Below are 13,082 nucleotides of genomic sequence, written 5' to 3' on the forward strand. Positions count from 1 at the left end.
CTTACCTTTTTAATTAGATAGCCAGTCGTCACGCCATTTATTTGGTGGGGCGACACTCAACCTTGCTCAAAGGAATTGAAAATGCTGAAGAAAAATAAATCAATGATGAAAAAAACAGTTCTGGGTGCGGTAATTGCGATGTGCTGTACGCAAGCGCTTGCGGCTGATTATACCGATGGCAACATCCGCAAAAATGATTTTAACTGGATGCAGATGAACTTAATGCAAAGTGTGGATGCGAAAGTGCCTTATGGCATTCGTAATGACACCTATCTGGAACTGGAGTTTGGCGCGCGTTCCGGAATTATCGATCTGTACGGTTATGTGGATTTCTTTGATATTTTGGATCGCGAGCAGGACGATCGTCATGGTGGTGATAACTTTTTTGCCAAGATATCTCCGCGTTTTTCCCTGGACGCCATTTTTAATAAAGATTTATCCGTTGGTCCGTTTAATGAATTCTATATCGCAACGGTAAATAACATTGGTGACCGGGAATTATTTGAGCATTACGTCGGTCTGGGCACGGATGTTAAGGTGCCGTGGTTTGGTCTGGTGGGAATGAACATCTATGCGCACTATGTTCGTGAAAACTACGGTGCGGATAACGAAGGTAAGTGGGATGGCTACATGTTCTCGACCAACTGGTCGACGCCGTTCTATACCTTTTCCAACGGCAGTTACTTGAACTATCAGGGTTACTTTGACTACCAGTTCGCCGCTAATAAGATTGCTAATCAACCGTTATACAGCAATAACGCGATTGAATGGTATAACGGCATCTACTGGCATTCAGAGCATTATGCGGTAGGTTATGGCTTGAAGTACTTCCGCAACATGGCACTGATGGAAAACCACGGCGGAGCAGGGCGTACCACCGGGCTAGGCCACTATTTCAACCTCACCTACAAGTTCTGATTGCACCGAAATGACACACCAATGCTCTGTTTGCGAGAGTTGGTGTGTCAGTCAATGATGTCGTTGCCGAGAAATTTACGCAGCCCATCCAGATCCTTAATTTCCAGTCCTTGCTTCGTACGCGTTACCAGCCCGGCATCCGTCAGCGCTTTAACTGCCCGCCGATAAACCCGGTCAGTGGTGCCGAATCGCTCAGCTTCCTGGTATTTTTTATCAAAACCATCCATTGGCTGCTTGTTCTGATGCTGGCGATACAGGTCATACGCCACGTTATGTACGATAGGGTAGAGCATCCGGTGCAGGAAGATTTCTAGCATATCCTGATAATCAACGGCCATTGCGCTGGCGAAAAATATCGCCAGCCTGGGATGCTGGTTCAGCGCTTCTTCCAGACGATCACAGGTGCACACCGCCACGGTAAGCGGTTCTTCAGCTACGATGTCAAGCTGGCAGCGATACCCGGTAAAAAACTCCATTTCACCAAACAATTGCTCATCACATTCCATTGCGCCCAACTGAAAACGGCGACCATTCTCCGCGCTATACCGTAGAGAAATTCGCCCTGATTGCACCATAATCAGTCGATCGACTACCTGTCCCTGACGGTATAGATACTCATCTTCCTGGATAATCTGCGTTTCAGAGAGTAGCTCCTGAAATATCTTCTCAATTAAGGCATCATCCTGTTGCCAGATATTGTGAAAACGACCTTTAGTGAGGGGCTTAAGCTGCATGGCTCAACGTCTTATTGTTTGAGAAAATTCCTATCGCTGACTGTATGCCATCTGCTGAGCAATGTCATTAAGAGCGGGTTGGAGATAATAAAAGGACCAGCACGCTGCTGGCCCTGACACACTAAGGATGGCTGATAAAGCGAGACAGCCGCTGGCGCAGCAGGCGGTTTTCCTGTCGTAACTGTGCATTCTCTTCCAGCAACGTTAGCGCAACGGCAATTCCCGGCCAGTCAAGTTCCAGCTCCTGACGCAGGCGCACCGCGCGACGCATTACGGTCAGCGCATGGTCGTCAAACGTCTTGTCTTCATGAGGCTCAATTACCCCTAAGCCGACAATCTCATGGAGCTCCTCTTCTGATACACCGGTGTACAGACAAAATTCGGTAATGGTAAAGGTGACGGTGACGTTAGCCATTATGCTTTCCCCCACTCTTTGCGCGGATCAAAGGTCTTTTGTGCATCCGCCAGCTGTTGCCACAGGGCGGCGCTGGCATCGTCAGGTTTCGGCGGCATGACTATTTTGATCACCGCATACAAATCGCCGGTATGTTTTTTACTTACCAGACCCTTGCCCTTAATGCGTAGTCGCTGTCCGGCCTGGCTTCCCGCGGGAATGGTCAGCAGGATGCTCTCTTTTAGCGTCGGAACGGTGACTTTCGCCCCTAACGCGGCTTCCCATGGTGCCAGGGGAACGACCACTTCCAGATCCTGATTAACGATATCGAACAGTGGATGCGGCGCAATATGAATCACCAGCCACAAATCACCGTTCGGCCCACCGTTTTCGCCGGGGGTGCCCTGGCCTTTCAGACGGATACGCTGACCGTTACCGACGCCAGCCGGAATTTTCACATTCAGTGTTTTGGGAATTTCACGTTCAACCATGCCGAATGCATTGTAGACCGGCAGGTTGTAACTGATCGTTCGGCTATGCTCAGTAAGCGTTTCTTCGAGGAATACGGCAACTTCAATTTCGATGTCGTGCCCGCGGCTGGCAGGGCGCTGGCGCGACTGGTGCGCACGCTGACCAAAAATGGAAGAGAAGATATCGTCGAAATCTTCGGCGCTGTAGCTTTGATTCTCTCCTTGCTGGAATTGACGACTGAACTGTGGATCGTTGCGGTGCTGCCACAGCTGGTCGTACTCGGCGCGTCGCTGCTCATCACTCAGTACTTCCCAGGCTTCAGCAACCTCTTTAAACCGGGCCTCCGCGTCAGTCTCTTTACTGACATCAGGATGGTATTTACGGGCGAGTCGACGATAGGCGGTCTTGATTGTCTTGAGATCGTCTGTCGGTTTCACGCCCATAATGGCGTAATAATCCTTTAATTCCATAGCGTTCTCTCGTGTAAATCAACACTTGCAGAAGGTGAACCGTGACAACTGGTATCACCGCTTAGTTTAGGGTAATCCTGATAACGGCGAATGCCAACCGTGAAGGAGGGATATTGCTATAAACGATGCGGTTGCGCACCACCAACAGCGCTTTTGACGTTATGGCGTCTGTTGTGTGGTGCGAATAGTGAGATTAGCTGAACATCAGGATTTGGTTATCAGGAAGCGGACCGTATCAGCATAGTTTTGTACGAACGCGTTAAGATCATCAGATTTCAGTCCTTTCGGATTGATCATATATTTACCGTTGATAAAAATGGCGGGTACACCGGTTAAATCTACCGCTTTAGCCATTTCTTGCTGTTTGGCAGTCAATGATTTCACGGCAAAACTATTCCATGCGGCATCATAATCACTGGCGCTGACGCCTGCGCTGATAAATACATTACGAATATCGTCCGCTGTTTTAATGGTTTGTTTTTTCTGAACAGCATCAAAAAGCATCGGTTTAACTTTATCTTGTACGTTCAACAGCATGGCGACGGACCAGGCGTGCGTCATGTCCTGCCCCAGAGGGCCTAAAAAGTCGACGTGGTATTCCGTGAGTTTGACATCAGCAGGCAAGACTTTTTTTACGTTATCAGTGATTTCAAAAACTTCATCGTACTGATAACAGGAAGGGCAATAGAATGAGAAAAACTTCAGCGCCGCCGGGGCTGAAACGACGGGTTTTTCCAGCGAGATATACTCTTTGCCGTCGGTAAATGATGCTGCCTGAGCGCTAACTGTAAAAAGTAACCCAATCAGGGGTAATAAATATTTTTTCATTTCCATATACTCTAAATAACATTTAATAAACAAATTAACTGCTAATGAATACGCCATGCACTGCGTCAGTCTATAATACGATAATCCCATTAAAATGCGCTGACACTTACTTTCATTTACGCAGTAATACGTGTCGGGATGTTATTTATGTAGTGTCACAGAAATATCTTTTGGCACTCTTCGTAAATAGCGAATGATAACTTCCGTGATATTTTCTCGTTTATTTCGGCAATGTTATATTGTAATAACAAAACATAAAAATATGATTAATTCTCATTTCGTTTATAAAGGTGAGCTGCAAGACGATGCGCTATGTTCTGCCAACGTCCTCTACAATTTTCTTTCTCTTGTCGCGCGTGAACGAATAGGGCAACTGTCAGACAAAACGGTGCGACGGGACCCATTCGCTCGGTTTATGTCAGGGAGCCCGACCTCAATCTGATTAAAATCGCGGTATATCCAGCAGATAGCAGGACATAACTTTACAGCGGAAAGGTTGCCAAAACCTGGCGAGTGGTTAAGATAACTCGCATCAATTAGCGAGGGTGTAATGGCGAAACGTCAACGGATGGGATGGTGGTTCCTCTGTCTGGCATGTGTTGTGGTGATGGTTTGTACCGCACAACGCATGGCGGGCCTGCACGCGTTGCAAATGGACACCGTTGCCACAAGCGTTGTTGTCAGCGCACAAGCGCAGACCGACGAGACTTCACCCGTTACCCCTTGTGAACTGAGCGCAAAGTCATTACTGGCCGCGCCTCCTGTACTGTTTGAAGGCGCTATTCTGGTTCTGTGTCTGCTGCTGTCGCTGTTGGCGCCAGTGCGGGCGTTTCGTTTGCCTTTTTTCCCTCCGCGAGCCATCTCGCCGCCCACTCTCAGGGTACATCTGCGATTTTGCGTCTTCCGTGAATGACAGAACAGCCGTTGCTGACTGTTAAATAATTATTCACGGAGAAAAACTATGATGACTGTTTTCAGACAGGCGCTGCTCTGTCTGTTATTGCTATGGCTGCCCGTATCCTGGGCGGTTGAACCCGGCTGGCTACGTTCACCCGATAACGATCACGCCAGCGTGCGGCTACGCGCAGATACGTCCGCAGGCGGTGAAACGCGTCTGTTACTGGATGTCAAACTGGAGGACGGCTGGAAAACCTACTGGCGTTCGCCGGGCGAGGGCGGCGTCGCGCCTGCTATCGCCTGGAAAGACGAAATGCCAACGGTCGACTGGTTTTGGCCAACCCCTGCGCGCTTTGAGGTCGCCAATATCACTACCCAGGGTTATCACGATAAGGTGACGTTCCCGATGGTTGTGCGCGGTAGATCGCCAGCCACGCTTAGTGGCGTTTTGACGCTATCCACCTGTAGCAACGTTTGCCTGTTGACGGATTTTCCTTTTTCCGTGACGCCCACAGCTCAGGATCCGACTTTTGCCCATGACTATGCTCAGGCGATGGGGCAGATCCCGCTTGCCAGCGGTCTGACCGATACTCTGCACGCCGGAGCAAGGGCCGGAGAATTGGTCGTCGAGGCTCATCGCGCGGGAGGCTGGAATGCACCAGGGCTATATCTGGACGCCGTTGATGATGCGGATTTTGGCATGCCGCAAATTCACGTTGCAGGAGAGACGTTACGCGCCACGGTACCTGTTCATGATGGTTGGGGGGAAGGCGCGCCGGATTTACGCGGGAAGTCGGTCACGCTGGTGCTGGCAGATAACGGCGTTGCCCAGGAAAGTCGTCTTGTGATTGGCGAAGCCCCGGTTATTGAAAACGCCTCGCTCCCGTTGTGGCAGGTGGTGCTAATGGCGCTGTTGGGCGGCTTAATCCTCAATCTGATGCCCTGTGTGTTACCGGTTCTGGGTATGAAGCTGGGCTCTATTTTGCTGGTCGAGGAAAAAAAACGTCACCAGATCCGCCGTCAGTTCCTCGCATCGGTAGCCGGAATTCTGGTCTCGTTTATGGCCCTGGCGCTATTGATGACGGTGCTGCGTTTAACTAATCAGGCACTTGGCTGGGGGATTCAGTTTCAGAATCCGTGGTTTATTGGCGTCATGGTGTTGGTGATGCTGACGTTCAGCGCCAGCTTGTTCGGGTGGTTCGAATTCCGTCTGCCGTCGGCGATGACCACCACGCTGGCGACTCACGGCGGCAATGGTTTGTCGGGACATTTCTGGCAAGGCGCATTTGCGACTTTGCTTGCTACGCCGTGCAGCGCCCCGTTTCTGGGCACGGCGGTGGCGGTGGCATTGACCGCTTCGCTGCCGACATTGTGGGGGCTATTTTTCGCCCTTGGGCTGGGGATGAGCTTGCCGTGGCTGCTGGTGGCTCTGCGTCCCGGTCTGGCGCTGCGTTTGCCGCGTCCAGGACGCTGGATGAATATTTTGCGGCGTCTTCTCGGCATGATGATGCTGGGGTCGGCTATCTGGCTTGCGACGTTGCTGCTCCCACATATAGGGCTTGGTGGACAAGGTAGCGCGAAAGAAAGCGTGAACTGGCAACCGCTCAGCGAGCAGGCGATTGAGGATGCGCTGGCGCAACATAAGCGTGTATTCATTGACGTCACTGCTGACTGGTGCATCACCTGTAAAGTAAATAAATACAACGTATTGCATAAAGATGACGTCCAGGCCGCTTTGCAACAGCCGGACGTGGTGGCGTTACGCGGCGACTGGACGCTGACATCTGAAGCTATCACCGAATTTCTGAAAAAACGCGGCCAGGTTGCTGTGCCGTATAACCAAATTTATGGCCCCGGTCTGCCGGAAGGTCAGGTGTTGCCCACGTTGTTAACCCGCGATGCGGTACTGCAAATGTTGAACGATGCCAAAGGAGTCACCCCATGAAGATGATGATTGTTCTGCTGTTAACCCTGTTTTCAGCCGTCAGCGTAGCGAAAGAGCCTGCACCGTTTACCCCGGAACAGGAAAAGCAAATTGAAGCATTAATTCAGGAAGCCCTGTTTAACGATCCCAATAGCCCGCGGATTGGCGCCAGGCAGGCGAAACTGACCCTGATAAACTTCACTGATTACAACTGTCCATACTGTAAACAGTTAGATCCCATGCTGGAAAAAATAGTGCAGAAATATCCTGATGTGGCGGTGGTGATTAAACCGCTGCCGTTTAAAGGGGAAAGTTCGGAACTGGCGGCGCGGACCGTGCTGACCACCTGGCATCAGCATCCGCAGCAGTTTCTGGCGCTACATGAAAAACTGATGCAGAAGAAGGGGTATCATACCGACGTCAGTATTAAACAGGCGCAGGAAAAATCGGGGGCCAGTCCGGTTACGCTGGACGCCCAAAGTGCTGAAACGCTGAGCACTAACCTGCAACTGGCGCGACTGGTGGGAGTGCAGGGAACCCCCGCAACGATTATTGGTGATGAACTTATTCCCGGTGCGGTGCCGTGGGAAACCCTTGAGGAAGTGGTAAAAGAAAAACTGGCGGCGGCCAATGCTCAGTAAATTGCGCCGCTGGCTGCGCGAAGGACTGATCTTACTGGCGCTGTTAGCGGGGGGGATGCTGCTGATGGATGCCTGGCGCGCGCCGCAGCTACCTGCCTCTTTTGACAGCACGCCTTTACAAACGCTGGATGGTGAAACCGTCACGCTGGCGGCACTCAGCAAAGACGAGCCGGTGCTGCTTTATTTCTGGGCGAGCTGGTGCGGCGTATGCCGCTTCACGACGCCGGAAGTCGCCAGGCTGCGCTCGGAAGGGCAAAACGTGATGACCATTGCGCTACGCTCCGGGAGTGAAGCGGAAGTCTCGCACTGGCTGTCGCGTAAAGGCGTGGACTTTCCGGTCATCAATGATGCTAACGGGGCAATCTCCCGTAGTTGGGCGATCAGCGTTACGCCCACGTTGGTGGTGATGTCCCAGGGCCGGGTGGTATCAACAACCAGCGGCTGGACCAGCTACTGGGGCATGAAACTTCGGCTGTGGTGGGCAACAACGTTCTGATATTTATGCCGGGGGAACCCGGCATTTTCTTACGATAAAAAGGTAATAAAAACAGGTTGTTCTGATATTAAATCCCTAAACCATATACTAATGGCTATATATTTTTGATTTTTTCTGTAGTTGCAAATCTACAAAGGTAATGGCATATCTGATGGTGTTTTAAATATCTTATTTCTTACAGGGATTATAGAATAATGGGCAAGGGTAAAATTATTGTTGCATCAATGATGGTGTTTTGTGTCCTTATTTTTATTGCTGCTATTGCCTTTTTTATGATGTATCAGGGGGAACTAACTGAACCAACCAGTGAAGAGAAACATGCTGCTATTCTGCATGCCGCGGGTCTGCTGAAATCAGACGTGCAGGATGAAAAAACAATAAAAAATTTATTTCAACGTTATATTTTGTCGCGTAAGGTAAATCTGGATTCTGGTGAATGGGTGGCAGACGATGCCGTGACGCAGGAATGTAAAAAGCTCGCTCCGGAACATGATCCCGCGAAGATTTATCAGCGCTGTGCAATTGCAGATGTTTATCTGGTCAAGAATAAAAACAATAAAATTCAACAAATTATACTACCCATTTTCGGTAAGGGTGCGAAGTCGATGATGCATGCCTTTCTGGCCCTTGACCCAGACGGACGTACGGTTAAAAACCTGTATTACTACCAACAGCGGGAAACTCCATTTTTGGGTGCCAGAGTGGAAGATGAGAGTTGGCGTAAGCAGTGGCCGGGTAAAAAAGTGGTTGATAATAACGGGAAGCCAGTGCTGAGAATAACTCAGGAAAAATCGGGAAATATCGATGAATATACGGTAGATGGTATTTCTGGTGCAACTCTGACATCGATGGGGGTAGAGAACAGTATCAACTACTGGACAGGCGAGCAGGGCTATGGCCGTTTTCTGCAACGGATTACTCGTGATCCTGATATAATAGCGCCCTAATTATTTTTTGTATTAAATAATATTTGTCCTCATGCTCGCTGTCGACTTGATTTGCGTCAGCGAGTATTGGGCGAGTTCTATTCCTTAGAGTCTATAAATACTCCTGTCTTAACGTCTGCATCAATAAATCCAGACTGTCTCAATTCTGTATTCATCACATTTTCATGAAATAAATTTACATAACTTGTCACCTGTTGACATTTTTATGATCCAGGTCATGTACAGCACAATCAAAAATCGGTAATGATAATAATTATCATTTGTATTTTACGGGATGCGTGCCGTGCGTAAGTTCAGTTTTTTCCTGCTGACCACTTTCTGTAGCTTGTTTGTAAGCCTTCACGTATGGGCTGCTACAAACTATGCGCCGTTTATTGAGGATATTGAGCAACGTCTTGATAAAACGGCAGAACTTTACTCTCAACAGCAAACAGATGAGGCGCGACGCACGGTGCAAATGGCCTACTTTGAGGTATTTGAAAACCTTGAAGGTCCTATTCGAATCAACATTTCCGCCAGCAAAAGTTATGAGATGGAAAGCGCTTTTGGTGAGATCCGACGCATGATTGGCGAAAAAAAATCTTTCTCAGACGTGCAGGCCAAAATTGACTGGCTTAAAGCTTCGTTGCGTGAAGTTGAACCCGTGTTAGATGGCGGGCATCGTCTGGTTGCCGAAGAGCAGCACAATGCGTTTTCCAGAACGGATATCGCCGTACACTGGCAAGAGAGTTTTCGCATTATCGACGATTTGCTGGCCCAGGCGGTAAATAACTATCAGGCTGGGAATTTAAGCGTAGCCAGCCAGAACGTCCAGCAAGCGCACTATCAGGGTTTCAAAAACTCAGAGATGGAAATGTCGGTCAGACAGAATCGATCGGCAAAAGACGCAGCTGCGATCAATCAGCAATTTTCTGCGCTGATTGCGCTCACCGCGCAGCCGGATCGCCTGAATGATGTTTCATATCAGGTCACTACTTTGTTACAGGATATTGAGGATCTTCTGCCAGGTCTGGCCACTACCCGTGACGAACAGCAGGTTACAGCGGAACAAAATACGGGAAGTGCTCCAGTGGCTGAGGATGACAAAGCTCGCGCAGACTGGACTGCCGTGTCTTTAGGTATCCATCAAAGTATTCAGGACGCGATTGCCCGCTATCAGCAGGGCGATGCGAAGAATGCCATTCTGGATGTTCAAGATAGTTATTTTGACCGCTTTGAAGCCAGCGGTATGGAAAACAAGATTGGTTCTCGCGATTCGGCGTTTAAGACCTCGCTGGAGGCTTACTTTACGCGTCTGGTTAGTCTGATGAAAGCTGGTCAGCCAGTGGAAAGACTCAACGCCGAAGCCAGCGCGCTGGAGCAGGACTTACAAAAAGCGGTGGCGATGTTGGGGGAAGGAGAAGAGACCCAGTGGAGTCTGCTGCTCTATAGCCTGATGATCATTGTCCGCGAAGGTCTGGAGGCACTGCTTATCGTGGCGGCCATCGTAGCTTATATGGTGAAAAACAATCACCAGGATAAGTTGCCGCTGATTCGCCAGTCGGTGGTTGTCGCACTAATCGCAAGCGTCATTACCGCTGCGATATTCCAGCTCCTGTTCACTAATTCCGGTGCCAGTCGTGAATTGCTGGAAGGCGTAACGATGCTGATTGCCGTCGTTATGCTGTTCTTTATGAGCTACTGGTTACTGTCAAAAGTCGAGGCACGCCATTGGAAAGCCTGGCTGGAAGGAAAGCTGTCTCACTCACTTTCCCGCGGTTCACTGGTTGGACTCTGGCTGACAAGCTTCCTGGCTGTTTACCGTGAAGGGGCGGAGACGGTGCTGTTTTACTATGCCCTGGTCGGGGACGCGAATGATATTTCTGGCCATATGGCGATTGCAGCAGGTTTTGCTATCGGCTGTGTTGTCCTGCTGGCCGCCTGGCTCCTCATGCGCTACTCGGTCGTACGTCTGCCGTTGAAGCCATTCTTTATGTTTACCGGCAGTTTTATGTACCTGATGGCTTTTGTATTTGCGGGCAAAGGGGTTCTGGAACTGGTGGAAGGCAAACTGTTCCAGCCAACGTTGATTAACGGCATGCCTGAAATCAGCTGGTTGGGAATTTATCCCTACGTGGAAACGTTATTACCGCAGATTGTATTACTGCTTGCGGCGCTGGTGGCGCTGTGGGTGATGCGGCGGAAAAGCTCTGTTCCAGGGGAAACGATAAAAAATAATCTATAGCTGTTATTTAAGACGAGAGGATATGTCTGATGACCATGAAGAAAACCCTGATTGCCAGTGCAGTGATGGCGGGTATTTTCACTGCTCCGGCCGCGTTTGCCTTTAAGGAGTATCCGGCGGGCGAGCCTGTCACCATGAATGAGATGGAACTGGCCGCTGTGTATCTGCAGCCAATCGATATGGAACCGCGCGGCATGGGGTTACCGGCAGCAAAAGCCGATATTCACCTTGAGGCGGATATTCATGCAGTAGAAGGCAGTAAAAATGGTTTTGGCGCAGGCGAGTGGATCCCTTATCTGACCATCAGTTACACCTTAATTAACAGTGATACAGGTGAAAAACAAGAAGGTACTTTCATGCCGATGGTCGCCAGCGATGGTCCTCATTACGGCGCTAACATCAAGATGATGGGTGTGGGTAACTATAAAGTGACCTACCACATCGAGCCGCCGTCAAAAGCGGGAATGCATCGTCATACAGACAGTGAAACAGGCGTTGGCCGCTGGTGGAAACCATTTGATGTGAGCTATGAATTTAAATACGTCGGCCTGAACTAAGCGCTTTTCCCATCAGGCTGCTTTATTTGCCATGTTGGGCCGGGCAGTGCTCCCAATCCTATGTACGAGGTGTACCTATGATTTGTTTTGCGCTGCCCACATCCCACCTGACTGCAAACTATTCCCTCTGATGGGCAGGCTCTAAATTATCGATATATCTGGATAGTTACATCATTCAATCCGCCGTACAGAGTCGATGTTATGAGTTATTTTTTTGTCACGACACTACAGGTTTTTTTCTGCGTTGCGTTGCTCTCCGGGGTTCTCTGGAGTCGCAACGATCCCCCTTCTTTGCGCCCACTTGTCTGGACCTTACTCACAGGCTTAATCGTTGGTGTGTTGGTGGGGCTCACCCTCCGTGGTTCGCAGCCAGTGCAATTACTGCTGGTCGGTACAGAAGTGATGATTACGCTGTTGTTTGTGTTGAGCTTCTGGTGGGTATCAAACCGCATTCGCTACCTGTGGCAGGGGATTCTGGTGTTTGGCGCTGCCCGACACTGGGCACTGGATCCTAATCTCGGCGGATTAACCAGCACCCATGTACTCAATACCGATCTGCTGTTGAATTTGACGGCAATGCTATTGGCATTTGCGATTCTCTGCCTGGCGGGAGTGCTTTGCGCCATGCTATTGCGTCGGATTCGTGGACTTTACTGGCCGTTAACCCTGATTCTGATGGTAATGATTTGGCTGCCCTTAAGCGGCAATCTGTTGCTGTTATTAATGAAACTGCAGGTACTGCCGCTGGCGAAATCGCTATTGAGCTTCGTAGCCAAAGTGACAAACAACGCGGCGATGTATAACTGGTTGGGGGCCGCTCTGTTACTTGTTCTGGCGCTGTGTTGGATACCGGCGCTGCTTCGCGCTATCCGACAGACGCGTGAAGCCGATGAGCCGATAGCACATCGACTGGCGTTGGCGCATCGTCGAAATGCGTTTCGTCTTTGGCTGGTGACGTTAGGGTGTGCGGGGGTCGTGATCGCCGGACAGCTTTGGTGGGAAAAAGTCGCCTCTCAGCCTCCGCAATTGTCAGAGGCAATTCCGGTACAACTTGCTAGTGATGGCATGGTTCATCTGCCAATAGAACAACTCCGTGATGGCAAATTGCACCGCTTTGTCTGGGTAGCAGATGATGGTAAAGCTGTACGTTTTTTCGTGATTAACCGTTATCCCGACAAGTTGCGTTTGGGTGTGGTTTTTGATGCCTGTTTGCTGTGTGGCGATCAGGGCTACGTGATGGAAGGGAATCAGGTTATTTGCGTGGCCTGCGGGGTACACATTTTCATTCCTTCGATTGGTAAACCTGGCGGTTGCAATCCGGTGCCGATTGAAAACTGGCGTAATGATGAGAAAGAGCTGGTGATCCCGGGTAAAGAACTGGCTGCTGGCGTGAATTATTTCTCGACGGTAATGACCATCAAGGTGACCGACCCGGTTGACGGCTCCACATTGACAAATACCTCTGCTGACTACAAATACAGCTATGGCGGCAAAACCTGGTTCTTCTCATCTGAGGCAAATTACGACCGCTTCCGTAAAACACCGGAACAGTTCGTTCCTGCCGAATTGAGGGAGGAGTAA

13 protein-coding genes are annotated in these 13,082 nt (G+C 49.9%); 9 read left to right on the plus strand and 4 right to left on the minus strand.

Annotated elements, in window-relative coordinates; all coding sequences use genetic code 11:
- Positions 1–81 precede the first annotated feature (81 nt).
- Complete coding sequence (locus tag LA337_08205) at positions 82–918, plus strand: outer membrane protein OmpK (GenBank protein UBI17659.1); 837 nt, start codon at positions 82–84, stop codon at positions 916–918.
- Positions 919–965: 47 nt separating this feature from the next.
- On the opposite strand, the gene LA337_08210 is transcribed toward LA337_08205, so the two are convergent.
- From LA337_08210 to dsbA, 4 genes are all read right to left on the minus strand, one after another.
- Entirely contained in the window at positions 966–1,652 is a 687-nt protein-coding gene (locus LA337_08210; protein ID UBI17660.1) for a Crp/Fnr family transcriptional regulator, read from the minus strand.
- 121 nt (positions 1,653–1,773) lie between these two features.
- Complete coding sequence (cbpM, locus tag LA337_08215) at positions 1,774–2,067, minus strand: chaperone modulator CbpM (GenBank protein UBI17661.1); 294 nt, start codon at positions 2,065–2,067, stop codon at positions 1,774–1,776.
- Positions 2,067–2,987 (minus strand): curved DNA-binding protein, encoded by a 921-nt coding sequence (gene cbpA / locus LA337_08220; protein ID UBI17662.1) that lies wholly within the window; start codon positions 2,985–2,987, stop codon positions 2,067–2,069. The genes cbpM and cbpA overlap by 1 nt, the downstream gene beginning before the upstream one ends.
- A 204-nt stretch (positions 2,988–3,191) precedes the next feature.
- Positions 3,192–3,815 carry a thiol:disulfide interchange protein DsbA gene (gene dsbA, locus LA337_08225; protein ID UBI17663.1) on the minus strand — a complete coding sequence of 208 codons (624 nt, stop codon included), beginning with the start codon at positions 3,813–3,815 and terminating at the stop codon, positions 3,192–3,194.
- A gap of 550 nt (positions 3,816–4,365) precedes the next feature.
- Between dsbA and LA337_08230 the strand changes: the two genes are divergently transcribed.
- The 8 genes from LA337_08230 (at position 4,366) to LA337_08265 (ending at position 13,082) form a co-directional block, all read left to right on the plus strand.
- Entirely contained in the window at positions 4,366–4,728 is a 363-nt protein-coding gene (locus tag LA337_08230) for a copper resistance protein (protein UBI17664.1), read from the plus strand.
- Positions 4,729–4,776: 48 nt separating this feature from the next.
- Positions 4,777–6,657: a thioredoxin family protein gene (locus LA337_08235; protein ID UBI17665.1), complete on the plus strand. Its 1,881-nt coding sequence runs from the start codon at positions 4,777–4,779 to the stop codon at positions 6,655–6,657.
- Positions 6,654–7,277 carry a DsbA family protein gene (locus LA337_08240; GenBank protein ID UBI17666.1) on the plus strand — a complete coding sequence of 208 codons (624 nt, stop codon included), beginning with the start codon at positions 6,654–6,656 and terminating at the stop codon, positions 7,275–7,277. The genes LA337_08235 and LA337_08240 overlap by 4 nt, the downstream gene beginning before the upstream one ends.
- Positions 7,267–7,773 carry a protein disulfide oxidoreductase gene (locus LA337_08245; protein UBI17667.1) on the plus strand — a complete coding sequence of 169 codons (507 nt, stop codon included), beginning with the start codon at positions 7,267–7,269 and terminating at the stop codon, positions 7,771–7,773. The genes LA337_08240 and LA337_08245 overlap by 11 nt, the downstream gene beginning before the upstream one ends.
- A 194-nt stretch (positions 7,774–7,967) precedes the next feature.
- The gene (gene nqrC, locus LA337_08250) at positions 7,968–8,720 is read left to right on the plus strand and encodes an NADH:ubiquinone reductase (Na(+)-transporting) subunit C (GenBank protein ID UBI17668.1); all 753 of its coding nucleotides are present in this window, start codon (positions 7,968–7,970) and stop codon (positions 8,718–8,720) included.
- 274 nt (positions 8,721–8,994) lie between these two features.
- Positions 8,995–10,944: an FTR1 family iron permease gene (locus tag LA337_08255; protein ID UBI17669.1), complete on the plus strand. Its 1,950-nt coding sequence runs from the start codon at positions 8,995–8,997 to the stop codon at positions 10,942–10,944.
- 29 nt (positions 10,945–10,973) lie between these two features.
- Positions 10,974–11,501, plus strand: a complete 528-nt coding sequence (locus LA337_08260) for an iron transporter (GenBank protein UBI17670.1) — start codon at positions 10,974–10,976, stop codon at positions 11,499–11,501.
- A 201-nt stretch (positions 11,502–11,702) separates the two neighbouring features.
- Positions 11,703–13,082, plus strand: a complete 1,380-nt coding sequence (locus LA337_08265) for a Fe-S-containing protein (GenBank protein ID UBI17671.1) — start codon at positions 11,703–11,705, stop codon at positions 13,080–13,082.

The sequence above is a fragment of the Citrobacter europaeus genome, from assembly GCA_020099315.1.
GTDB lineage: Bacteria > Pseudomonadota > Gammaproteobacteria > Enterobacterales > Enterobacteriaceae > Citrobacter > Citrobacter europaeus.